Origin of the sequence: Corallococcus llansteffanensis, from assembly GCF_003612055.1 — a bacterium.
In the GTDB taxonomy this organism is placed as follows: domain Bacteria; phylum Myxococcota; class Myxococcia; order Myxococcales; family Myxococcaceae; genus Corallococcus; species Corallococcus llansteffanensis.
Map to the genome: position 1 here is coordinate 1 of NZ_RAWB01000092.1, position 22,401 is coordinate 22,401.

General features: G+C 70.9%; 14 protein-coding genes. 7 read left to right on the top strand and 7 right to left on the bottom strand.

Annotated elements, in window-relative coordinates:
* Positions 1 to 12: 12 nt before the first annotated feature.
* From D7V93_RS11435 to D7V93_RS11445, 3 genes are all read left to right on the top strand, one after another.
* Complete coding sequence (locus D7V93_RS11435; RefSeq protein WP_120643436.1) at positions 13 to 1,083, top strand: 3-dehydroquinate synthase; 1,071 nt, start codon at positions 13 to 15, stop codon at positions 1,081 to 1,083.
* Entirely contained in the window at positions 1,038 to 2,375 is a 1,338-nt protein-coding gene (locus D7V93_RS11440; protein ID WP_372338312.1) for a 3-phosphoshikimate 1-carboxyvinyltransferase, read from the top strand. Before D7V93_RS11435 ends, D7V93_RS11440 begins: the two co-directional genes overlap by 46 nt.
* 87 nt (positions 2,376 to 2,462) lie before the next feature.
* Positions 2,463 to 3,770 carry a citrate synthase gene (locus D7V93_RS11445; protein WP_120643437.1) on the top strand — a complete coding sequence of 436 codons (1,308 nt, stop codon included), beginning with the start codon at positions 2,463 to 2,465 and terminating at the stop codon, positions 3,768 to 3,770.
* A gap of 79 nt (positions 3,771 to 3,849) precedes the next feature.
* Here the strand turns inward: D7V93_RS11445 and D7V93_RS11450 are convergent, their stop codons facing one another.
* Complete coding sequence (locus D7V93_RS11450) at positions 3,850 to 5,670, bottom strand: AMP-dependent synthetase/ligase (RefSeq protein ID WP_208722983.1); 1,821 nt, start codon at positions 5,668 to 5,670, stop codon at positions 3,850 to 3,852.
* An 80-nt stretch (positions 5,671 to 5,750) separates the two neighbouring features.
* Between D7V93_RS11450 and D7V93_RS45830 the strand changes: the two genes are divergently transcribed.
* The 3 genes from D7V93_RS45830 to pyk all read left to right on the top strand — a co-directional run bounded on the left by D7V93_RS45830 (position 5,751) and on the right by pyk (position 8,644).
* Positions 5,751 to 6,125 (top strand): hypothetical protein, encoded by a 375-nt coding sequence (locus tag D7V93_RS45830; RefSeq protein WP_167509456.1) that lies wholly within the window; start codon positions 5,751 to 5,753, stop codon positions 6,123 to 6,125.
* 125 nt (positions 6,126 to 6,250) lie between these two features.
* Complete coding sequence (locus tag D7V93_RS11455; protein WP_120643438.1) at positions 6,251 to 7,042, top strand: bifunctional nuclease family protein; 792 nt, start codon at positions 6,251 to 6,253, stop codon at positions 7,040 to 7,042.
* A gap of 201 nt (positions 7,043 to 7,243) precedes the next feature.
* Positions 7,244 to 8,644, top strand: coding sequence for a pyruvate kinase (gene pyk / locus D7V93_RS11460; protein WP_120643439.1), 1,401 nt, complete (start codon positions 7,244 to 7,246; stop codon positions 8,642 to 8,644).
* A 48-nt stretch (positions 8,645 to 8,692) separates the two neighbouring features.
* Here the strand turns inward: pyk and D7V93_RS11465 are convergent, their stop codons facing one another.
* From D7V93_RS11465 to lepA, 6 genes are all read right to left on the bottom strand, one after another.
* The gene (locus D7V93_RS11465) at positions 8,693 to 9,358 is read right to left on the bottom strand and encodes a DUF7986 domain-containing protein (protein WP_120643440.1); all 666 of its coding nucleotides are present in this window, start codon (positions 9,356 to 9,358) and stop codon (positions 8,693 to 8,695) included.
* A gap of 15 nt (positions 9,359 to 9,373) precedes the next feature.
* Positions 9,374 to 10,498, bottom strand: coding sequence for a glutamine-hydrolyzing carbamoyl-phosphate synthase small subunit (gene carA / locus D7V93_RS11470; RefSeq protein ID WP_120643441.1), 1,125 nt, complete (start codon positions 10,496 to 10,498; stop codon positions 9,374 to 9,376).
* On the bottom strand, positions 10,498 to 11,799 hold the full coding sequence (locus D7V93_RS11475; RefSeq protein ID WP_208722984.1) for a dihydroorotase: 1,302 nt from the start codon (positions 11,797 to 11,799) through the stop codon (positions 10,498 to 10,500). The genes carA and D7V93_RS11475 overlap by 1 nt, the downstream gene beginning before the upstream one ends.
* On the bottom strand, positions 11,796 to 12,689 hold the full coding sequence (locus D7V93_RS11480; protein WP_120643442.1) for an aspartate carbamoyltransferase catalytic subunit: 894 nt from the start codon (positions 12,687 to 12,689) through the stop codon (positions 11,796 to 11,798). Before D7V93_RS11480 ends, D7V93_RS11475 begins: the two co-directional genes overlap by 4 nt.
* Before the next feature lie 75 nt (positions 12,690 to 12,764).
* Positions 12,765 to 14,009: a signal peptidase I gene (gene lepB, locus D7V93_RS11485; RefSeq protein ID WP_120643443.1), complete on the bottom strand. Its 1,245-nt coding sequence runs from the start codon at positions 14,007 to 14,009 to the stop codon at positions 12,765 to 12,767.
* A gap of 4 nt (positions 14,010 to 14,013) precedes the next feature.
* Positions 14,014 to 15,825, bottom strand: a complete 1,812-nt coding sequence (gene lepA, locus D7V93_RS11490; protein ID WP_120643444.1) for a translation elongation factor 4 — start codon at positions 15,823 to 15,825, stop codon at positions 14,014 to 14,016.
* Between the two features lie 447 nt (positions 15,826 to 16,272).
* On the opposite strand from lepA, the gene D7V93_RS11495 reads away from it, so the two are divergent.
* The coding region (locus D7V93_RS11495; protein ID WP_147451134.1) for a non-ribosomal peptide synthetase at positions 16,273 to 22,401 on the top strand (6,129 nt) is incomplete at its 3' end.

Sequence of the window (22,401 nt, forward strand, 5' to 3'; positions counted from 1 at the left end):
CCCCCACTCCGCATGAGCCCCCTTCCTCCCGGTGCCTATCGTCCCCCGGCTGACCGCTGGGGCTCCTTCACGAAGCTCGCCGCCCGCCTGCCCGAGGGCAGCGTCGCGGTGGTGGACCGCACGGTCGCGCGCTTCCATCCCACGCTCCTCCCCACGCTGGAGGCCCGCTCGCCGCGCGCCATCATCCAGCTGGTCGGCGGTGAGCGCGCCAAGAGCCTCGCGTCGCTGGAGAAGGTGCTCGCGGGCGGGCTGAACCTGCCGCGCTCCGGCACGCTGGTCGCGGTGGGCGGTGGCACCGTGGGCGACGTCGCCACCGTGGCCGCGCACCTGCTCAAGCGCGGCGTGCGGCTGGTGCAGGTGCCCTCCACGCTGCTCGCGGCGGTGGACAGCAGCCTGGGCGGCAAGGGCGCGGTGGACCTCACCGTGCGCGGCCGCGTGGTGAAGAACCCCGCCGGCGTCTTCCACTACGCCGACGAGACGTGGCTGTGCCCGGAGCTGTACGCCACGCTGTCCGACGCGCAGGTGCGCGAGGGCTCCATCGAGGCGTGGAAGATGGTCGCCTCGCTGGACGCGTCCCTCTTCCGCCGCTACGTGCGCACGCCGCCCGCGCTGGAGAAGCTGGTGAAGGACGCCCGGGGCCTGAAGGAAGGCGTCTGCGCGAAGGACCCCTACGAGCACCAGGGCCTGCGCCGCGTGCTCAACTTCGGCCACACCTTCGGCCACGTGCTGGAGAGCCTGTCGCGCTTCAAGCTGTCGCACGGCGACGCGGTGGGCCTGGGCATCCTCTGGGCGCTGGACGTGGGCCGGCACCTGGGCATCACGCCGGAGCCCGTGGCGCACGAGGTGGAGCGGGCCCTCACCCGGGGCCCGGGCGTGCTGGGCCGCGACCACGCCGCGGAGCTGTCCCGCCGCGCGTCGCTGAAGGACGTGGCCGCCCTCCTGGACGCCGACAAGAAGGCCGGCGCGAAGGGCGAATTGCGCATGGTGCTGCTCACCGCCGTGGGCACCGCCGAAGTCGTGGATGTGATGCCGAAGACATGGCGCGCCCTCTGGCCCGCCTGGACCCGTGGAGCCCGCCCTTGAGCCACACCTCGCCGAGCCTCCTTACCGTCGACCCGAGCGCCCTGAGCGCCTCACCGCTCACCCCTCCCGTGTCGAAGTCGGACGCTCAGCGAGCCCTGGTACTGGGACACCTCACGGGTGCCTGGCCACTGCCGTCGGTGCAGGCGGAGTCGGACGAGGACCTTCCCGCCGATGTGCGCGTGCTGCGCCGGGGCGTGGAGGCCCTGCGCCTTCCCGCGGGCCCCGTGCGCGACGTGGACTGCGCGGACGGTGGCGCGCCCTTCCGCATCCTGGTGACGCAGGCCGCGGTGACGCCCGGCGCCCGCGTGCGCTTCACCGGCACGCCCCGCCTGGGAGAGCGCCCGCACGGCCCGCTCTTCACGTCGCTGCGTCAGGCCCTGGGCTCCACGGGCCTGACGCTCACCGAGGGCACCCCGTGGCCGGTGGAAGTGCACGCCCCCCAGGACACGTCGCGGGTGGAGCCGGTGTTCCGCGTGCCGGGAGCGCAGAGCAGCCAGTACGCCTCCAGCCTGCTGCTGGGCTGCGCGGAGCGGTTCCTGCGGGAGCGGCGCGCCTGGAGCGTGGAGATTGAAGGCGTGCTGACCAGCGCCGGCTACATGGACCTCACGGTGGCGTGGCTGCGCCGCTTCGGCTTCACCGTCGAGCAGTCCGAAAGTCACTATTCCGTGACGGCGTACCGGGCCCCGGCCTCCGTGCCGTCGTTGCCCGGGGACTGGTCGTCGCTGGGGTACCTGGTGCTGGTGGCGTGGCGCACCGGCGGCACGGTGGAGCGCGCGGAGCCGGAGAGCGCCCACCCCGACCAGGCGATCCTCCGGCTGGTCGCTGACGTGGGTTTGCGAATGGTCCCGGCAGGCGCGGCTAATACCTGGCGCTTCGAGGGCGAGGCAGGCGGGGAGCTGCGCGCGTCCGGCAAGGAGTGCCCGGACCTGCTGCCCACGCTGGCGGCGCTCGCGTGTGTGCTGCCCCGACCCACGACGCTGACGGATGTGGGCATCCTGCGGGTCAAGGAGAGCGACCGGCTGGAGGGCATCCGCACCCTGGTGGCGGCCTACGGCGGCACCACTGAATTGAGCGCCGGCCCCGAGGGAGAAACCCTGCGCATCGTCCCGCCGGAAGTGAAGCCCTCGCGCTTCGCCATCGACAGCCGGGGCGACCACCGCCTGGCGATGTCAGCGGCCACCCTGTGCGTGCTGTCCGGAGTACCCCTGGCGCTGACGGGGCCGGAGTGCGTGGAGAAGAGCTTTCCCGGTTTCTGGCGACAGCTGGCGCGTTCCGGCGTTCGCTATTCCTGAGTACGACGGGCGACGTCGCAGGTTCGCCTCTCTGACTTATCGATCTTTTTTGTTGAAAGCGTGCTCCGCCCTGTGAAATCTCCGCCCATGCCCAAGGACACGCTGACGATCACCGACAATCGGACCGGGAAGACCTACGAGGTCCCGATCGAGAACGGCTGTATCCGGACCCACGCCCTGCGCCAGATCAAGACCGGCGACGACGACTTCGGACTGATGGGCTACGACCCGGCGTTCCTGAACACGGCGAATTGTAAGAGCGCCATCACGTTCATCGACGGCGACAAGGGCATCCTGGAGTACCGCGGCTACCCCATCGAGCAGCTGGCGGAGAAGTCCAGCTTCCTGGAGGTGGCCTACCTGCTGCTCAACGGCGAGCTGCCGCAGCAGAAGGACCTGGATCAGTTCACCCACCTGGTGACGCACCACACGCTGGTGCACGAGAACATCAAGTCCTTCATGGACGGGTTCCGCTACGACGCGCACCCCATGTCCATGCTGGCCTCCACGGTGGCCGCGCTGTCCGCCTTCTACCCGGACGCCAAGCACACCCGTGACGAGCGCAGCCGCCGCATCCAGATCACCCGGCTCATCGCCAAGATGCCCACCATCGCCGCGTTCTCCTACCGGCACACGATGGGGCTGCCGTACATCTACCCGGACAACGACCTGTCCTACGTCGCCAACTTCCTGACGATGATCAAGCGCATCGGCACGACCACCTACAAGGTGCACCCCGTGCTGGAGAAGGCGCTGGACGTCCTCTTCATCCTCCACGCGGACCACGAGCAGAACTGCTCCACGACGTCCGTGCGCACGGTGGGCTCGTCGGAAGTGGATCCGTACTCGGCGGTCAGCGCCGGCGTCGGCGCCCTCTACGGCCCGCTGCACGGCGGCGCCAACGAGGCCGTGCTGCGCATGCTTCGCGAGATCGGCCACATCTCGAAGATCCCGGACTTCATCAAGCAGGTGAAGGGCGGCGAGGGCGAGAAGAAGCTGATGGGCTTCGGCCACCGCGTCTACAAGTCCTACGACCCGCGCGCGAAGGTCATCAAGCGCGTGGCGGACGAGGTCTTCGAGGTCACGGGCAAGAACCCGCTGCTGGAGATCGCGCTCGAACTGGAGCGCATCGCGCTCGAGGACGAGTACTTCGTGAAGCGCAAGCTGTACCCCAACGTCGACTTCTACTCGGGCCTCATCTACGAGGCGATGGGCTTCCAGGCGGAGATGTTCCCCGTGCTGTTCGCCATCCCCCGCACGGTGGGCTGGTGCGCGCAGTGGGAGGAGATGGTGAAGGACTCCGAGCAGAAGATCGCCCGGCCCCGTCAGGTGTACACGGGCTCCGGCCGCCGCGACTACATCGCGATGGACAAGCGCCCGAGCCCCCAGAAGTAGCCACCGCTTGAAGCGCCGTTGAAGCACGCCAGGGGCGAAGGACCTTCACCGGTTCCTCGCCCCTTTCGCTTGTCCGGCGTCAGTCGTGGGTGCCGGTGGCGCCGGCCGGCTCGCGGTAGAGCGCGTCGATGGCGCCCGCGTACTTCTCCTCCACCACCTTGCGGCGCACCTTCATGCTGGGCGTGAGCTCCCCGCCCTCGGTGGAGAACTCGCCGGGCAGCACGGTGAAGCGCTTGACCGTCTCGAAGCGCGACAGCTTCGGGTTCACCTCGCGCTCGAAGGCCTCGTGCAGGTGCTGCTGGAGCCGCGCGTCCGTCACCAGGGTGGCCACGTCCTCCGGCCAACCGCGCTCGCGCGCGAGCCTGCGGGCACGGTCCGCGTCCAGCGTCACCAGCGCGACGAGGTAGTTGCGCCGGTCGCCCAGCACCACCGCGTGGCCCACGGGCGACACGGACTTGAGCAGCTCCTCGATGTTCGCGGGCGACGTCTTCTTGCCGCCGGAGGTGACGATGATCTCCTTCTTGCGCCCGGTGATGCGCAGGAAGCCCTCCGCGTCCAGCTGCCCCACGTCCCCGGTGTGCAGCCACCCGTCCTCCAGCAGCTCCTGCGTGGCCGCGGGGTTGCGGTGGTAGCCCAGGCACACGTTGCCGCCCTTGACGAGGATCTCCCCGTCCTCCGCGATGCGGACCTCCACGCCCAGCATGGGCCGGCCCACCGTGCCCAGGCGGGCGCACTCGGAGGTGTTCAGCGTGGCGGGGCCCGTCACCTCCGTCATGCCCCAGGCCTCCAGGAGAACGACGTCGATGGAGGCGAAGAAGTCCAGCACGTCCCGGCCGATGGGCGCCGCCGACGTGGCGAACACCCGCGCGCGGTCCAGGCCGATGCGGGCCTTCAGCGGCGCGAACACGAGCCGCTGGGCCAGCGCGTACTTAGCCTCCATCAGGGTGGGCACGCGCTCCTGGTTGAGCAGCCGCGTGTTGCGCTCCAGCGCCGTCGCCCGCGCCCACTCCACCAGCCGGCGCTTCAGGGGCGGCTGCGCGGCCAGCCCCTCCTCCGCCTTCGTCTTGAACTTCTCCCAGACGCGCGGCACCCCGAAGAAGAGCGTGGGCCGGACCTCCTGGAGGTTGCGCCCCAGCGCGTCCAGGGAGTCCGCGAAGTAGACCTGGATGCCCATGAGCAGGGGGCCATGCAGGGAGACGACCTGCTCCGCGATGTGCGACAGCGGCAGGTAGGACAGGATCTTCTCGTCCTCCATGTCGCGGAAGGCCATCGTTTCGCCCAGCTTCTGCGCCGTCCAGGCCAGGTTGCGGTGGCTCAGGGCCACGCCCTTGGGCTGGCCGGTGGTGCCGGACGTGTAGATGAGCGTGCCCAGCCCGTCCGGGTGGAGCGCGTGGACGCCGTCCCAGTAGGGGCTCTCATCCGCCTGGGCCCCGGAGGCCAGCACGTCCGCGTACCGCAGCACGCCCTCCGCCAGCGGCGAGGGGGCGTCCATGACGAGGACGTGCTTCAGCGCGGGCAGCCGCTTCTGGAGCTCCAGGGCGGTCGCCAGGTGCTTCGCGTTCTCCACCAGGAGGAAGCGGGCCTCGCAGTGGCCCAGGATGTAGGTGAGCTGCTCCAGGCTGCTGGTGGTGTAGAGGCCCACCGGCACGCCGCCCAGGGCCATGGCCCCCAGGGCCGCCACGTGCCATGCCTCGCGGTTGAAGCTGAGGATGCCCAGGGGGTCCCCCTCCCGGAACCCCAGGCCGTGCAGCCCCAGGGCGAAGCGTTTGACGCGCTGGGCATAGTCGAACCAGGAGATGGGGACATAGGCGCCTCCATTCCGGGACCAGAGCGCCGGCCGGTGTTCCAGCCGTGCGGCCTGGTCATGGAGCGCGTGCAGCATCGTCTTGGGCAGGTCCATCCGATAGAACGTAGTGGAAGCGCAGGGGCAGAACCAACTCCGTGCGTCTCCGACGTTGACAGCATGTTCACCTGCTTTGTATGCCGCGCCCGACCATGAGCATCGACTTCACCTGTCAGAAGTGCGAGGCGAGCTTCGAGTTGGAAGCCCAGGACCTCATCGAGGGGACGGAGAAAATCGTCTGCCCCCACTGCGATACGAAGGCGCCCGCCAACCTTTCGGAGGACTTCGTCGCCGCGCTCACGGAGATGCGCGCGCAGATCGCCGTCTTGAGCAAGAAGTTCGCGGTCACGTTGACGCTCGAGGCCGAGGAGCTGGAGGACGAGCTCGACGACGAGGACGAGGATGAGGAGGAGACCGAGGACGACGACCTCGACGAGGACGAGGACGACGAGGAGTCGGAGGACGACGAGGACTACGACGACGAGGCGGAGGACGAGGAACAGGACCGCTAGTCGCCCGCTCTCTTCCCGCCTGGCCGGCAGCCCCCCAACCCGGGGGGCAGGGGCTCGGGGGCAGCACGCGGCAGCAGGAAGTCCGGCGCCCTCCCGATGAAGGGGGAGGTGCGTAGGTTAGGGATGTGAAAACGTCCAACCGCGCCGACTTCTTTGTTGCTCCGTTCACGGCCGTCGTGCTGGCGCTGGGAGGACTGCTCTTCCTTCCCGCGTTCGGCATCCCCGGCGCCATCGCCGCCTCCGGGCCGGCGGAAGGGAAGGAAAAACCCTGCCTGACGGAAAAGGGCAGCGATCCAAAGGCCTGCACGGAGCTGGTGGAGCTGGAAGTGAAGGACGTCGTGCCCCTCCTGGAGGCACAGACGCACGCCGTCGTGCTCTCCACCAAGGACGGGGAGACGGTGCTGCCCCTCTTCGTGGACGAGGGCGCCGCCGTGTCCATCGCCTTCCGGCTCGCGGAGCGGCTGCCGCCCCAGCCGCTGGCGCAGGACCTGCTGGACGACGTGGTGTCCAAGCTGGGCGGCAAGGTCACCGAGGTCCGCATCGACGACCTGCGCGACAACGTCTACTCCGGCCGCGTCTTCCTGCAGCAGGGCAAGAAGGAGATGGCGCTCGACGCCCGGCCTTCGGACTCCATCGCCATGGCCATGCACAGCAACGCCCGCATCCGGGTGACGCGTAAGGTACTGGCGCTGGCGGGCATCACCCGCGCGGAGATTGAGGCCCTGCAGCGGCAGGAGGGCATGGGCGTGGGTGGCAGTGGCCAGGGTGGGGAGATGGGTCCCCTGCCCCCGCCGCCGCCCATGGGCCCCAGCGCGGGTTCCCCGAAGCCGCCCTCGGAGGACATTGGCATGGACCGCTCCGCCACGGAGGAGCCGGTGATGGCTCCCGTGGGCAAGGGCCAGGAGATCGACCTCTAGCCCCACCCGGTGCCTGGAACGGCGAAAGCCCGGCCCCCCCTCCAGGGATGCCGGGCTTTCGTTCGTCTCAAGCGTCTGAGAGCCACGAATGGCGTGCACCGCTGGCGGATACTTTTCCGTCCAGGGCGTGAGCAAAGAGTTAGTCCGCCGGGCGCAAGCCTGTCAAGCCGCCCACCCCGTGGGGCTAGGATGCGCGGCCCTATGCGCAAGGCGAAGATCATCTGCACGCTGGGCCCGGCCTCGGACTCGCGGGAAGTCATCGAGGGGCTGGTCCGCGCGGGCATGAACGTGGCCCGGCTCAACTTCTCCCACGGTACGCACGACGAGCACCGCCAGCGCGTCCTGCGCATCCGCGCGGTGTCGAAGAAGCTGGGCGTGCCGGTGGCCATCCTCCAGGACGTCCAGGGCCCCAAGGTGCGCCTGGGCAAGTTCGAGGGCGGCCAGCTGCTGGTGACGGCCGGCGACACGGTGACGGTGACGACGCGCGCCGTGCTGGGCCAGGGGCGCACCATTCCCACCCCGGTGCGCTCGCTGCCCCGGGACGTGGAGAAGGGCCACGAGGTGCTCCTGGACGACGGCCGGGTGCGCCTGCGCGTGCTCAAGGTGGACGGCCGGGACGTGTCCTGCCGCGTGGAGGTGGGCGGCCTGCTCAAGGACCACAAGGGCCTCAACCTGCCGGGCACGGCCATGTCCGTCCCCACGCTCACGGACAAGGACAAGGTGGACCTGGCGTTCGGCCAGGAGGTGGGCGTGGACTACGTGGCGCTGTCCTTCGTGCGCTCCGCGCAGGACGTGCGGCAGGCCCGGGCGCTGGTGGCCCGACGCAAGACGCCCCTCATCTCCAAGATTGAGAAGCCCCAGGCGGTGGAGAACCTGGAGGCCATCGCCGCGGAGTCGGACGGGGTGATGGTGGCCCGCGGGGACCTGGGCGTGGAGATGCCCCTGGAGCAGCTGCCCGCCATCCAGAAGCGCATCGTGCGGGAGGTGAACCGCATGGGGGGCATCGTCATCGTCGCGACGGAGATGCTGGAGAGCATGGTGAACAACGCCCGGCCCACACGCGCGGAGGTGTCCGACGTGGCCAACGCCATCCTCGACGGCGCGGACGCGGTGATGCTGTCGGGCGAGACGGCCGCGGGCCGCTACCCCATCGACGCGGCGGCCACCATGGCGCGCATCGTGGAGGAGACGGAGCGCAGCGGGACCTCCGCCCTCGTGCACTCCCCCTTCGAGCGCTCCAGCGACCTGGGCACCGGCATCGCGGCGGCGGCGGTGGCGGCGGCGCGGCAGCTCGACATCGGGACCATCATCGCCCACACGGAGAGCGGCCACACCGCGCGCCTCATCTCCGAGTTCCGTCCCGGCGCGCGCGTCATCGCCCTGACGCCCAACGTGGACGCGGTGAACCGGATGGCGCTGTACTGGGGGGTGACGGGCCGCCTGGTGAAGCGCGTCACGTCCACGGACGCCATGCTCAAGCAGGTGCGCCGCATCTGCCACGAAGAGCGACTCTGTGAGCCGGGCACGCCCGTCATCGTCGTGGCCGGCGTGCCGCTCAACGTCCCGGGCAACACCAACCTCATGAGCATCCACCGCATCTAACGCGCGGTGGATGCCCTCGCGGCGGGCCCTGCTGACGTCACCAGGACGTCAGAAGGCCTTCTGCGCGAAGTCGTAGAGCTTCTCCACGGAGAGCTGGCGGTAGCGCTCCACGTTGAGGGCGCGGCGGGCGCACTCCCACACGAGGTCGCGGGGCGGGCGCTCCGGCTCCTTCTTCTTGCGGCGCTTCACCTCGGCCTTGATGGCCTTCAGGGCCATGGCCGGGTGGTAGCAGAAGGCGGAGGAGAACAGCAGGTGCCCGCCGAAGGGCACGAGCCGCGCCTCCAGCACGTCGCCCGTCTCCAGGCCCGCGATGTGACGGCGCTCCGTCACGTCGAAGTCCTTGCCGGAGAAGAGCTCGCGCAGGCGCACCACGCCCTTGCCCAGCTTGCGCACCTCGAAGAGGCCGTGGACCGTCTCCGTGAAGCTGCGGAAGGCGTTGGCCTCCTCCGGCGGCGCGGACTGGAGCCGCTGCTCGTACAGCTCCGCGGCCGGCGTCTTGCCGGTGAGCGGCGAGACGCGGTCGTAGAGGTAGTAGTCGAGGAACGACGCCATGCGCAGCTCGAAGAACTTGTCGTCCTCGAACACCTCGCCGGTGAGGCGGAAGTACTCCGCCTTCGCGTCGAGCAGGTCCGGCTTGCGCGGCTCCTCGCTGCCGAAGGCGATGAGCTGGTCCAGGTACGGCTGATACGACAACGGGGTCAGCGCGGTTTCCATGAGCGGTGGCGCCTCCTACCCCGCCATCAGCGTCGCGAAGCGGCTGAACAGGTAGCGCGCGTCGTGAGGGCCGGGCGAAGCCTCGGGGTGGTACTGCACGCTGAAGGCCCTCGCGTCCGGAACGGCCAGGCCCTCCACCGTACCGTCGTTGAGGTTGATGTGCGTGACGACGGCCAGGCCCTTGAGGCTGGCGTCATCCACCGCGAAGCCGTGGTTCTGGGCGGTGATCTCCACCTTGCCCGTCGTCAGGTCCTTCACGGGCTGGTTGGCGCCCCGGTGGCCGAACTTCATCTTGTACGTCCGGCCGCCCAGCGCCAGCGCCATGATCTGATGCCCCAGGCAGATGCCGAAGATGGGCACCTTGCCCAGGAGCGCCGCCACCGTGCGGTCCGCGCCCTTCACCGCGGCCGGGTCGCCCGGGCCGTTGGCCAGGAAGACGCCGTGCGGCTTGCGCGCCAGCACCTGCTCCGCGGTGGTGTTCGACGGCACCACCGTCACGCGGCAGCCCACGTCCACCAGGTACTGGAGCATGGAGCGCTTGAGGCCGTAGTCATAAGCCACCACGTCGTACTTCAGCTCCGGCGCCGGGCGCTGGTCGCCGGGCCCCAGGAACACGTCCGGCGACGGCGTGGTGAACACGTACGGCTCCTTGCAGGAGACGCCCGTCGCCAGGTCCATGCCCTCCATGCCCACGGCGCTCCGCGCGCGCTCGATGAGCGCTGGCGTGGAGACGTTCTCCGTGGAGATGACGCCCATCTGCGCGCCGTGCGTGCGCAGGTGGCGCACGAGCCGGCGCGTGTCCACGCCTTCGATGCCGGCGCGGCCGTGGCGCGCGAGGTACGCGTCCAGCGTCTCCTCCGAGCGCCAGTTGGAGGGCGTCCGCGTGAGCGAGCGCACCACCATGCCCACCGCGTGCGGCTGCCCCGCCTCCTCGTCCCCTCCGTTCGCCCCGATGTTGCCCATCTCCGGGTAGGCCATGGTGACGATCTGCCCGACGTACGAGGGATCCGTGAGGATCTCCTGGTAGCCGTACATGGACGTGTTGAAGACCACCTCACCCACCGTCTCGCCGGAAGCGCCGAAAGCGCGTCCTTCGAAGGTGGTGCCATCCGCCAGTGCGAGCACCGCCCGCTTCGTCATCACCGCGACTCCTTGAGCTGACCGTCCTCGAACACACACCGGCCCCCCACCCACGTCTGCGTCACGCGACCCTTCAGCGTGCGCCCGTGGAAGGGGGTGTTGCGACTGCGGGAATAGAACCGGTGGGCATCCACCGTCCACTCCTCCCCAGGTGATACGACCGTGATGTCCGCTGGTGACCCGGGCGCCAGGTGACCGCCCGGCAGGCCGAATACCCTCGCCGGCCCTTCCGACAGCAGCTCCACCGCCCGGCGCGGGGTGAGCACGCCCTCGTGCACCAGCGCCAGCGTGAGCCCCAGCGCCGTCTCCAGGCCGACGATGCCGTTGATGCCCTTCTCGAACTCCACCTGCTTGTCGGACACGCCGTGCGGCGCGTGGTCCGTGGCGATGGCGTCCACCGTGCCGTCCACCAGGGCCTCGCGCAGCGCCTTCACGTCCCCGTCGCCCCTCAAGGGGGGCGCCATCTTCGCGTGGGTGTCGTAGTCCCCCACCGCGCGGTCATCGAGCGTGAAGTGGTGCGGGGCCACCTCGCAGGTGACGCGCAGGCCCCGCTTCTTCGCCTCGCGGATGAGCCGCACGCTGCCCTCGCACGACACGTGCGCGACGTGCAGGCGGCCCTTCGTCTCCTCCAGGAGGATGAGGTCGCGCGCCACCATGGCCACCTCCGCGGAGGCGGGAATCCCGCGCAGGCCCAGGCGCGTGGACGTGGCGCCCTCGTGCATCGCGCCGCCCGCGGACAACGTCAGGTCCTCCTCGTGCACCATGACGGGCACGTCGAAGAGCGTCGCGTACTGGAGCACCCTGCGCATCAGCGCCGCGTTCATCACCGGGCGGCCGTCGTCGGTGAGGGCCACGCAGCCCGCGCCGATGAGCTCCCCCGCCTCCGACAGCTCCTCGCCCTTGAGCCCCTTGGTGATGGCGCCGGCCGGGTACACGTGGCACAGGGCCGCGTCCCGCGCGCGCGACAGCACCAGCTCCGTGACGAGCGCGCTGTCGTTGACGACCTTGGTGTTGGGCATGGCCACGACGCCGGTGAAGCCGCCCGCCACCGCGGCGCGACAGCCGGTGAGGACCGTCTCCTTGCCCTCCTCGCCCGGCTCGCGCAGGTGCACGTGCAGGTCGATGAAGCCCGGCACCACCCACTTGCCCGTGGCATCCACCACGCGCGCGTCCTTGGGCGCGGTGAGCTGCGCCTCCGACACCTGCGCCACCCGGCCGTCCGTGACGAGCACGTCCCGGATGCCGTCCACTCCGTTGCGCGGGTCGATGACGCGCGCCCGCTGGAAGAGCACCGACGTCATGATGCGCACACCTCCAGGATGGCCCGGCGCACCGCGACGCCGTTGGCCACCTGCTCCAGGATGACGCTGCGAGGCCCGTCCGCCACCACCGGCGACAGCTCCACGCCCCGGTTGATGGGGCCCGGGTGCAGCACGGGCGCGTCCGCCTTCATCCGCTCCACGCGAGCAGGCGTCAGGCCGAACAGCCGCGAGTACTCCCGCTGCGAAGGCAGGAAGGCCTCCGACATGCGCTCCGTCTGGAGCCGCAGGCACATCACCGCGTCCGCCTGGGGCAGCACGGCGTCCAGGTGGTGCGTCACCTCCCCGCCCATCTCCTCCAGCCCCGGGGGCAGGAGGGTGGGCGGCGCGCAGAGCACGACGCGGGCCCCCAGCGCCTTCAGGCACACGAGGTTGGAGCGGGCCACGCGGCTGTGCAGCACGTCGCCCACGATGAGGACCGTGCGCCCGTCCAGCCGGCCCCAGCGCTGGCGCAGCGTGAAGGCGTCCAGCAGGGCCTGCGAGGGGTGCTCGTGGGCGCCGTCCCCCGCGTTGACCACGGCGCACTTCACGTGCCGGGCGACGAGGTGCGGCGCGCCCGAGGAGCGGTGCCGGATGACGATGACCGCGGGGCCCATGGCCTCGATGTTGCGGGCGGTGTCCAGGAGCGTCTCCCCCTTGGACACGGAGGAGCCCGCGTGGCTCCAGTTGAGGACGTCGGCACCCAGCCTGCGGGCAGCCACCTCGAAGGAGGAGCGCGTCCGGGTGGAGTCCTCGAAGAAGAGGTTCGCCACGACCTTGCCGCGCAGCACGTGCGAGGCCTCCGGTCCGCCGGGCAAGTGCTCCTGTGCGCGGTCGAGCAGCGCTTCCAGCTCGTCCCGCCGCCAGCCTGCGATTCCGAGAAGATGTCTCATGGGCCGGGGCCGCCGCGTACCGCGCGCCGCACGTTGCGTCAAGCGTGGCGCGACGTGGCCCGCGGGAGACGTCGCTCAGCGCACCGGTTCGAAGAAGCGCTCCACCCGCAGGCCCGTGCCGCCAAACAGGTTGCCCAGCAGGCCGCCCCAGCCGAGCGACAGCCACACCACCATGGCCTTGCCCTTGATGTGGCCGTACGGCACGTAGGCGACCTCGTTGCCGGGCACGCCCAGGTTGTAGCGGCTGTCCGCGCTGTTATCGCGGTTGTCGCCCATCACGAAGACGCTGTTGGCGGGCACCGTGTAGGGCCCCTCGTGCTCGCGGCCCGGCAGGCGCATGGGGTTCTGCAGCGAGGAGTGCACCACGCCGGACAGGTCCTCGCGGTAGAGCACCTCTTCCTGGTCGAACCACTGGCCCGTGCGCTCGTCCCAGTTGTGCACCACGAAGTCCGGCGTCACCAGCGTGCGCGCCTGCGGCTCGCCGTTGATGCGCACCACGCCCTCGACGATCTCCACCGTGTCGCCGGGGATGCCCACCACGCGCTTGATGAAGTCCTTGGACTCGTCCACCGGGTTGTTGAAGACGATGACGTCCCCGCGCAGGGGCGCCCGCACGATGCGGAACGGCACCACGTTCATGAACGGGATGCGCACGCCGTAGATGAACTTGTTGACGAAGACCTGGTCACCAATCTGCAGCGTGGGCAGCATGGAGCCGGACGGAATGCGGTACGGCTCCACCAGCACGGTGCGGATGACGAGCGCGATGAGCAGCGCCTTGGCGAAGCCGCCCACGAAGTCCCACGCGGACTGCTTGCGGTACGCGCCCAGGTGCTCCTGGGTCAGCGTCTCCAGCGCCTTCACCTCCGCGCGCAGCGTGTCCACGTCGCCCGCGACGGACGCGCTCTCCACGCGCAGGGCCTGTTCGGTGAGGCGCTCCGCCACGGACGCGGGGACCTTGTCCTTCACGCGCTCCAGGATGCGCTCGTCCTCCGCGAGCAGCTCGCGCGCCTCGTGCCGGAGCGTGCGCAGCGCGGACTCCTTGCGGGACGCGTTTCGCCACACCAGGAGGCCCACGAAGGCGGCGACCATCAACAGGCCGAACCCCTTCATCAGGGGCTGCGCCCAGGACACCGTCGCGGGCGCCATCTCAATCAGCGTGACGTAGGGCACGAACGCCAGGCCCACGCCGCACAGGGGGGCCCACAGGCTGGTGAGCAGCTCGCGCCACGCCAACTGGCGGCGGGCCTTGAGCTGCTCGGGGGTCCGGCGCGCGGCCATGGCCGCTCCCAGCTTCGCGGAAGGACTGGCCGTGCTCATAGGGCTACTGCTCCGTCTTGAGGACCGCGAGGAAGGCTTCCTGCGGAATCTCCACCGTGCCCACCTGCTTCATGCGCTTCTTGCCCTCCTTCTGCTTCTCCAGGAGCTTGCGCTTGCGGCTGATGTCACCGCCGTAGCACTTGGCGAGCACGTTCTTGCGCATGGCGGAGATCGTCTCACGGGAGATGATCTTCGCGCCGATGGCGGCCTGGATGGCCACCTCGTACATCTGCTTGGGAATCACTTCCTTGAGCTTCTCGCACACCTCGCGGCCGCGCTGGTACGCGCGCTCGCGGTGCACGATGACGCTCAGCGCGTCCACCGGCTCCCCGTTGATGAGGATGTCCAGCTTCGCGAGGTCCGCCTCGGCGTAGCCCGTCAGCTCGTAGTCCAGGCTCGCGTAGCCGCGCGACACGCTCTTGAGCCGGTCGAAGAAGTCGAAGACGACCTCCGCCATGGGCATCTCGTACGTCACCTGCACGCGCGTGCCGCTGGAGCCCAGGTACTTCATGTCCTTCTGCACGCCACGCCGGTCCTGGCACAGCTTCAGGATGGCGCCCAGGTGCTCGTTGGGCACGTGGATGTGACAGGTGAGGATGGGCTCCTCGAACTTGGTGATGTTCTGCGTCGGCGGCAGCTTCGCCGGGTTGTCCACCAGGAGCACTTCATCCTTGGTGGTGGTGATGCGGTAGACCACCGACGGGGCCGTGGTGATGAGGTTGAGGTTGTACTCGCGCTCCAGCCGCTCCTGGACGATCTCCATGTGGAGCAGGCCCAGGTAGCCGCAGCGGAAGCCGAACCCCAGCGCCGTGGACGACTCCGGCTCGTAGGTGAAGGCGGAGTCGTTCAGCGTCAGCTTCGCGAGCGCGTCGCGCAGGTTCTCGTAGTCGGACGAGTCCACCGGGAAGATGCCGCTGAAGACCATCGGCTTGACTTCCTTGAACCCCGGGAAGGGTTCCGCCGTGGACCGCGCCTCTTCCGTGACGGTGTCGCCGACCTTCGCGTCCTGCAGCTCCTTCACGTTCGCGACGAGGACACCCACCTCGCCCGCCATGAGCTGCGTGACGGGGCGCGAGAACGGGCTGAACACGCCCAGCTCCTGCACCTCGAAGGCCTTGTTGTTGCTGAACATCTTGATCTTCTGCTTGAGCTTCAGCGTGCCTTCCAGCACGCGCACCAGCACCACCACGCCCCGGTAGTTGTCGTACCAGGAGTCGAAGATGAGGGCCTTGAGCGGCGCGTCCACGGCGCCCGTGGGCGGCGGCACCAGCTTCACCACCGACTCCAGGATGTCGTGGATGCCGATGCCCTCCTTCGCGGAGGTGGGCACCGCGGTGGACGCGTCGATGCCGATGACGTCCTCAATCTCCGAGCGCGTGCGCTCCACGTCCGCGGACGGCAGGTCGATCTTGTTGATGACCGGGATGATGGCCAGGTCGTGATCCAACGCCATGTAGACGTTGGCCAGCGTCTGGGCCTCCACGCCCTGGCTCGCGTCCACGACGAGCAGCGCGCCCTCGCACGCGGCGAGGCTGCGGCTCACCTCGTAGGCGAAGTCCACGTGCCCCGGCGTGTCGATGAGGTTGAGGACGTAGTTCTGGCCGTCCTTCGCGGTGTACGACATCCGCACGGACTGGGCCTTGATGGTGATGCCCCGCTCACGCTCGATGTCCATGTTGTCGAGGAACTGGGCCTGCGCCTCACGCTTGGTCAGCGTGCCTGTCTTCTCCAGGAGGCGGTCGGCCAGCGTCGACTTTCCATGGTCGATGTGGGCGATGATGCAGAAGTTGCGGATGTGCGCGTTTTCAGCCGGCATGTTCAGGGCGCTCGATCAGTCGCGAAGCGGGCGTAGGTAACACCGAACCGCCCGAAAATCCACGACCGTGCACACCCGTCAGCAGGGCGACCCACCCGCCTGGCGACAGCGGTTGCCGCAACACGGCCTCGCCCCCCGCCCTTCGCCCTCCGGGGCCAACACCCATCGGCTGCTCACCTCATCCGCCGGGCGCTGGGAGCAGCACCAGGGCGCGCGCTCCCCCGGAGTGAACGACAGGCTCCAAGCCGGGAGGCAACGAAAGGCTTGCCTTTCCGAGCACCGGGCACACGTCCTGACTTCCGGGTGGAACGGCTATCGAAGCTTTGGACAGTTAATCTGACTATACGATATTCGACGAGCACTCCATCCGCCGCGCAGTCCCAGGGGAACCGGTGCGACCCGGACTCCGTGGCCCTCGTGCGCGGCCTGCAAGGATCCAACGCGGACATGGCACTCACTCCTGAACAGAAGCGCGCACGGCTCGCCGAGCTGCTGCGTGTGAAGGCCCGTCAGACCCTGCGTGCCCCCGCCTCCTCCGCCCAGGAGCGCATGTGGTTCCAGGAGCAGCTGGCGCCGGGAGACGCCACCCTCCACATGTCCGTCGCCGTCCGCCTCACCGGGCAGCTCGACCCGGAGGCGCTGACCCGCGCGTTCAACGAGGTGGTGGGGCGCCAGGACAGCCTGCGCACGACGTTCGTCGAACAGGAGGGCGTCCCCATCCAGCAGGTCGCGCCCGCCCTGGAGCTCGCCGTGACCGCGGTCGACCTGCGCGCGCTGCCCGGGCCCCAGCGGGAGGCGGAGGCCTGGGGCCAGTTGCACGAAGCCGTTCGCGTCCCCTTCGACCTGGAGCGGGGCCCCCTGCTGCGCGCGGTGCTCTACCGGCTCTCCGACGCCGAGCACCTGCTGCTCGTGACCGTCCACCACATCGTCTCCGACGCGTGGTCCATGGGCGTGCTGGTGCGCGAGGTGGCGCACGTCTACCAGGGCCTCACCTCTGGCCCTTCCTCGGCCTTGCCCGCCCTGCCGCTCCAGTACGCGCAGTACGCGGCCTGGCAGCGGTCGCAGACGGACGCGCTGGAGGCACAGCTCGCGTACTGGCGCCAGCGGTTGGATCCGCACGCCGTGCTGGAGCTGCCCTCGGACCGCCCGCGTCCCGCCCAGCTCGACGTCCGCGGCGCGCGCCACTCCGTGGTGGTGCCCCCCGCCCTCACCCAGGCCCTGAAGGACCTGGGGCTGCGCGAGGGCCGCACCCTCTTCTCCGTGCTGCTGGCGGCCTTCGATGTCCTGCTGTACCGCTACTCGGGCCAGGACGACCTCACCGTGGGCACGCCCGTCGCCGGCCGCTCCCGCGCGGAGGTCGAGGGGCTCATCGGCCTGTTCGTCAACACGCTCGCGCTGCGCAACGACCTGTCCGGGGACCCCACCTTCCGGGAGCTGTTGGACCGCGTGCACGCCACCGCCCTGGGCGCCTTCGCCCACCAGGACGTCCCCTTCGAGAAGCTGGTGGAGGTCCTCCAGCCCACGCGCCGGCTGAACTCGTCGCCGCTGTTCCAGGTGATGTTCATCCTGCAGAACGCGCCGCTGCCCTCCACCCAGCTCCCGGGCCTGCGGCTGGAGTCGCGGCCGGTGGACGGGGGCGTGGCCAAGTTCGACCTGACGCTGATCGCGGCCGAGGAGGCCCAGGGCCTGCGGCTCACCGCCGAGTACCGCACCGCCCTCTTCGATGACGCCACCCTGGCGCGCCTGCTGGGACACCTGGTCACGCTGCTGGAGGGCATCACGCGCACGCCCGAGCGGCGCCTGTCCCAGTTGCCCCTGCTGGACGAGGCGGAGCGCCGTCAGGTGCTGCTCGGGTGGAACGGCCCGGCTTCCGTCTACCCGCGCGACGCGACCCTGCCCGCGCTCATCGAGGCCCAGGTGGAGCGCACCCCGGACGCGATCGCGCTCGACTTCGAGGGCCACACGCTCACCTACCGCCAGCTCGACGCGCGCGCCAACCAGCTCGCGTGGCGCCTGCGGGAAATGGGCGTGGGGCCGGAGGTGCGCGTCGGCGTCCTCCTGGAGCGCTCGCTGGAGCTCGTCGTGGCCCTGGTGGCCACGCTGAAGGCGGGCGGTGCCTACGTCCCCTTCGACCCCGCCCATCCCGCGCAGCGCCTGGGCTGGATGCTGGAGGACGCGCGTCCCGCCGTGCTGCTGGCGCAGGAGCCGCTCCTGTCGCGCCTGCCCGCGCACGAGGCCCGGGTGCTGTGCCTGGACACGCAGTGGGAGTCCATCGCCCTGCAGCCGCGCCACGCGCCGCCCCCCCGGGCCACCGCGGACGGCCTCGCCTACGTCATCTTCACGTCGGGCAGCACCGGCCGGCCCAAGGGCGCGATGAACGCCCACGGCCCCGTGGTCAACCGGCTCCTGTGGATGCAGGAGGCCTATGCGCTGAGGCCCTCGGACGTCGTGCTGCAGAAGACACCCTTCAGCTTCGACGTGTCCGTATGGGAGTTCTTCTGGCCGCTGATGACGGGCGCGAAGCTGGTCGTCGCCCGGCCCGGCGGCCACCAGGATCCGGCCTATCTGGCGCGGCTCATCACCGGGGCGGGCGTCACCACGCTGCACTTCGTGCCGTCCATGCTCCACGCCTTCCTGGAGGAGCCCGGGCTGGAGCGCTGCGCCTCGCTGCGCCAGGTGATGTGCAGCGGCGAGGCCCTGCCGCTGGAGCTCGCGGAGCGCTGCCTGCGGCGGCTGCCCGGCGCGCGGCTGCACAACCTCTACGGCCCCACCGAGGCCGCCGTGGACGTCACCTTCCACGAGTGCGTGCGCGGCGAGCCCCGACGCTCGGTGCCCATCGGCCGTCCCGTGGCCAACACGCAGATCCGCCTGCTGGACGCCCACCTGCGGCCCGTGCCGGTGGGCGTGCCGGGCGAGCTGTTCATCGGCGGCGTGCAGGTGGGGCGCGGCTACCTGGCGCGGCCGGAGCTGACCGCGGAGCGCTTCCTCCCGGATGCCTTCAGCGACACCCCGGGCGCGCGGCTGTACCGCACCGGCGACGTGGCGCGCTGGCTGAAGGACGGCGTCGTCGAGTACCTGGGCCGGGCCGACTTCCAGGTGAAGCTGCGCGGGTTGCGCATCGAGCTGGGAGAGATTGAAGCCGCGCTGGAGCAGCACCCCGGCGTGCGGCAGGCGGTGGTGGTGGCATGGGGGGACGCGGACAAGCGACTGGTGGCCTACGTGGCGCGCGCCAGCGGCGCTGAGGGCGTGGACGCGGAGGCGCTGCGCACGCGCCTGCGGGACAAGCTGCCCGAGTACATGGTGCCGGCCGCCTTCGTCGTGCTTCCCGCGCTGCCGCTGACGCCCAGCGGGAAGGTGGACCGCAAGGCGCTGCCGGCCCCGGAGGCCGTCGCCTCCACCGTGGAGCACGTCGCTCCGCGCACGCCCACGGAGGAGAAGCTCGCGGGCCTCTGGGCGGAGCTGCTCCAGGTGTCCCCGGTGGGCGCGCAGGACCACTTCTTCGAGCGGGGCGGGCACTCGCTGCTGGCCACCCGCCTGGTCTCGCGCATGCGCGCGGCCTTCGGGGTGGAGCTGCCCCTGCGCACCGTCTTCGAGGCCCCCGTGCTGGAGGCCCTGGCCCGGCACGTCGACGCGGCCGGGAGGAAGGACGCGGGCCCCCGGCTGCCGCCGCTGGTGCCCCTGCCCCGCGCGGGCGCGCTGCCGCTGTCCTTCGCGCAGCAGCGGCTGTGGCTGATGGATCAGCTGGAGCCCGGCAGCCCCGCCTACAACATCCCCGCCGCGCTGCGCGTGCGAGGCGCCCTGGACGTCCCGGCCCTGGAAGAGGGCCTGCGCGCCCTCGTCGCGCGCCACGAGTCGCTGCGCACCACCTTCGCCGTGGAGGCGGGCGAGCCCGTCCAGCGCATCCACCCCGCGGGGGACTTCTCCCTGTCCCTGGAGGACCTCTCGCCCCTGGGCGACGCGGCGCTCGCGGAGGCCCGTGGCCTGGCCTCCGCCGAGGCCCTGCGCCCGTTCGACCTCGCGCGGGGCCCGCTGCTGCGCGCGCGGCTGCTGAAGTTGGGCGCGGCGGAGCACGTGCTGCTGGTGACGATGCACCACATCGTCTCCGACGGCTGGTCCCTGGGCGTGCTCGTGCGCGAGCTCGTCGCCTTCTACGAGGCGCGCGCCTCCGGCCGGCCGCCCCGCGTGCGGCCCCTGCCGGTGCAGTACGTCGACCACGCCCTCTGGCAGCGCGAGTGGCTGCGGGACGACGTGCTCCAGGCGCAGCTGGCGTACTGGAAGCAGCAGCTCTCCGGCGCGCCCGCCCTCCTGGAGCTGCCCACGGACCGGCCGCGCCCGGCCGTGCAGTCACAGCGCGGCGCCTCGCTGCCGCTGCGCCTCCCCGTGGCCCTGTCGGACGCGCTCACCGCGTTCTGCCAGCGCGAGGGCGTCACGCCCTTCATGGCGCTGCTGGCCGTCTTCCAGGTGCTGCTGGCGCGCTACTCCGGCCAGGACGACATCAGCGTCGGTTCGCCCATCGCGGGCCGCACCCGCCAGGAGACCGAGGACCTCATCGGCTTCTTCGTCAACACGCTGGTGCTGCGCTCCCGCCTGGAGCCCGGCGTGTCCTTCCGGAGCCTGCTCGCCCAGGTGCGCGCCACCACCCTGGCGGCCTACGAGCACCAGCACCTGCCCTTCGAGAAGCTCGTGGAGGAGCTCCAGCCCCAGCGCAGCCTCAGCCACTCGCCGCTGTTCCAGGTGATGTTCGTCCTGCAGAACACGCCCGAGGCGGCGCTGGAGCTGCCGGGCCTGTCCTTCACCCCGCTGGAGCGCGACTTCGAGACCACCAAGTCCGACCTCACGCTGACGCTCACCCCGACGCCCGCGGGCCTCCAGGGAGCGCTGACCTACCGCGCCGACCTGTTCGAGCCGGCCACCGTCGCGCGCCTCGCGGAGCACCTGCGCACCCTGCTGGAGGCCGCGCTCGCCTCGCCCGCGACGCCCGTGGCGGAGCTGCCCCTGCTCTCCTTCACCGAGCGCCAGCTGCTGCTCGAGACCTACGGCGCCCCGCGCGCGGACACCGCCTCCGCGGAGGCGGTGCACGCGCTCATCGCGCGGCAGGCGGCCCTGCACCCGGAGCGGCCCGCCGTCGCCTGCGACGGCCAGGTGCTCACCTACGGGGAGCTGGAGGCCCGCGCCAACCAGCTCGCCTGGCACCTGCGCGGCCTGGGTGTGGACTCCGACGCCTGCGTCGCGCTCTGCCTGGAGCGCTCCGTCGACACCGTCGTCGCGCTGCTGGGCGTCTGGAAGGCGGGCGCGGCCTACGTGCCGCTGGATCCGACCCAGCCCTCCCTGCGCCTGCGCGCCTTCGTGCAGGAGGTGGACGCGCCGGTCGTCGTGACGTGGTCGCGCCACGCGGCCTCCTTCGACGCCTCCACCCGCCTCGTGCGGCTGGACGCGGACGCCGAGGAGCTGTCGCGCCAGCGCACCGACGCGCCCCCGGGCCCGGTGCACACGGATGCGCTCGCCTACGTCCTCTTCACCTCCGGGAGCACCGGCCGGCCCAAGGGCGTCGCCGTCTCCCACGCGCACCTGGCCACCTACGTCCACGCGGTGACGAAACGGCTGGGCCTGGAGGCCTGCTCGAGCTTCGCGCTCGTCTCCACCTTCGTCGCGGACCTGGGCAACACCGTCCTCTTCCCGGCGCTCGCCCTGGGGGGCCTGCTGCACGTCCTCACGCAGGAGCGCGCCAGCAGTCCCGCCGCGCTCGCGGACTACTTCGCGCGGCACCCCATCGACTGCATGAAGATCGTCCCCTCGCACCTGGCGGCCCTGCTGACGGCGCCGGAGCCCCGACACGTCCTGCCGCGCAAGCGGCTGGTGCTGGGCGGCGAGTCCTCCACCTGGCCCCTGCTGCAGACCGTCCACGCGCTCGCCCCGGACTGCGAGGTGCACAACCACTATGGCCCCACGGAGACCACCGTCGGCGTGCTTGCGGGCCGCGTGGAGCTGTCTTCGCCCGCCCCGGCCACCGTGCCTCTGGGCCGGCCGCTGGAGGGCACACGCCTCTACGTCCTGGACGCGTCGCTGCGGCCCGTGCCGCTGGGCGTGCCCGGGGAGCTGTACGTCGGCGGCGCCCAGGTGACGCGCGGCTATCTGCGCCGCCCCGAGCTCACGGCGGAGCGCTACCTGCCGGACCCCGCGAGCCTCGAGTCAGGCGCGCGCATGTACCGCACGGGCGACCGGGTGCGCTGGCTGGCGGACGGGCGCGTGGAGTTCCTCGGCCGCGCGGACTTCCAGGTGAAGGTGCGCGGCTTCCGCGTGGAGCCCGGGGAGATCGCCACCGTGCTGCGCGAGCTGCCCTCCGTGCGCGAGGCCCTCGTCGTTGCCCGCGAGGACGTGGCGGGTGATCCGAGGCTCGTCGCCTACGTGGTGCCCGCGTCCCCCGCCGCGCCGGGAACAGGCCCGAGCCTGGACCTCGCGGAGGTGCGCGCGTGGCTGCGGCAGAAGCTGCCGGAGTACATGGTGCCCGCCGCCTTCGTCCTGCTGGAGGCACTGCCCCTCACCCCCAACGGCAAGGTGGACCGCAAGGCCCTGCCC

Excerpts from the sequence above, each read along its gene's own strand:
- D7V93_RS11435 (WP_120643436.1), top strand. The coding sequence starts at position 13 with ATGAGCCCCCTTCCTCCCGGTGCCTATCGTCCCCCGGCTGACCGCTGG.
- D7V93_RS11440 (WP_372338312.1), top strand. The coding sequence starts at position 1,038 with ATGGCGCGCCCTCTGGCCCGCCTGGACCCGTGGAGCCCGCCCTTGAGC.
- D7V93_RS11445 (WP_120643437.1), top strand. The coding sequence starts at position 2,463 with ATGCCCAAGGACACGCTGACGATCACCGACAATCGGACCGGGAAGACC.
- D7V93_RS11450 (WP_208722983.1), bottom strand. The coding sequence starts at position 5,670 with ATGGACCTGCCCAAGACGATGCTGCACGCGCTCCATGACCAGGCCGCA.
- D7V93_RS45830 (WP_167509456.1), top strand. The coding sequence starts at position 5,751 with ATGCCGCGCCCGACCATGAGCATCGACTTCACCTGTCAGAAGTGCGAG.
- pyk (WP_120643439.1), top strand. The coding sequence starts at position 7,244 with ATGCGCAAGGCGAAGATCATCTGCACGCTGGGCCCGGCCTCGGACTCG.
- D7V93_RS11465 (WP_120643440.1), bottom strand. The coding sequence starts at position 9,358 with ATGGAAACCGCGCTGACCCCGTTGTCGTATCAGCCGTACCTGGACCAG.
- carA (WP_120643441.1), bottom strand. The coding sequence starts at position 10,498 with ATGACGAAGCGGGCGGTGCTCGCACTGGCGGATGGCACCACCTTCGAA.
- D7V93_RS11475 (WP_208722984.1), bottom strand. The coding sequence starts at position 11,799 with ATGACGTCGGTGCTCTTCCAGCGGGCGCGCGTCATCGACCCGCGCAAC.
- D7V93_RS11480 (WP_120643442.1), bottom strand. The coding sequence starts at position 12,689 with ATGAGACATCTTCTCGGAATCGCAGGCTGGCGGCGGGACGAGCTGGAA.
- lepB (WP_120643443.1), bottom strand. The coding sequence starts at position 14,009 with ATGAGCACGGCCAGTCCTTCCGCGAAGCTGGGAGCGGCCATGGCCGCG.
- lepA (WP_120643444.1), bottom strand. The coding sequence starts at position 15,825 with ATGCCGGCTGAAAACGCGCACATCCGCAACTTCTGCATCATCGCCCAC.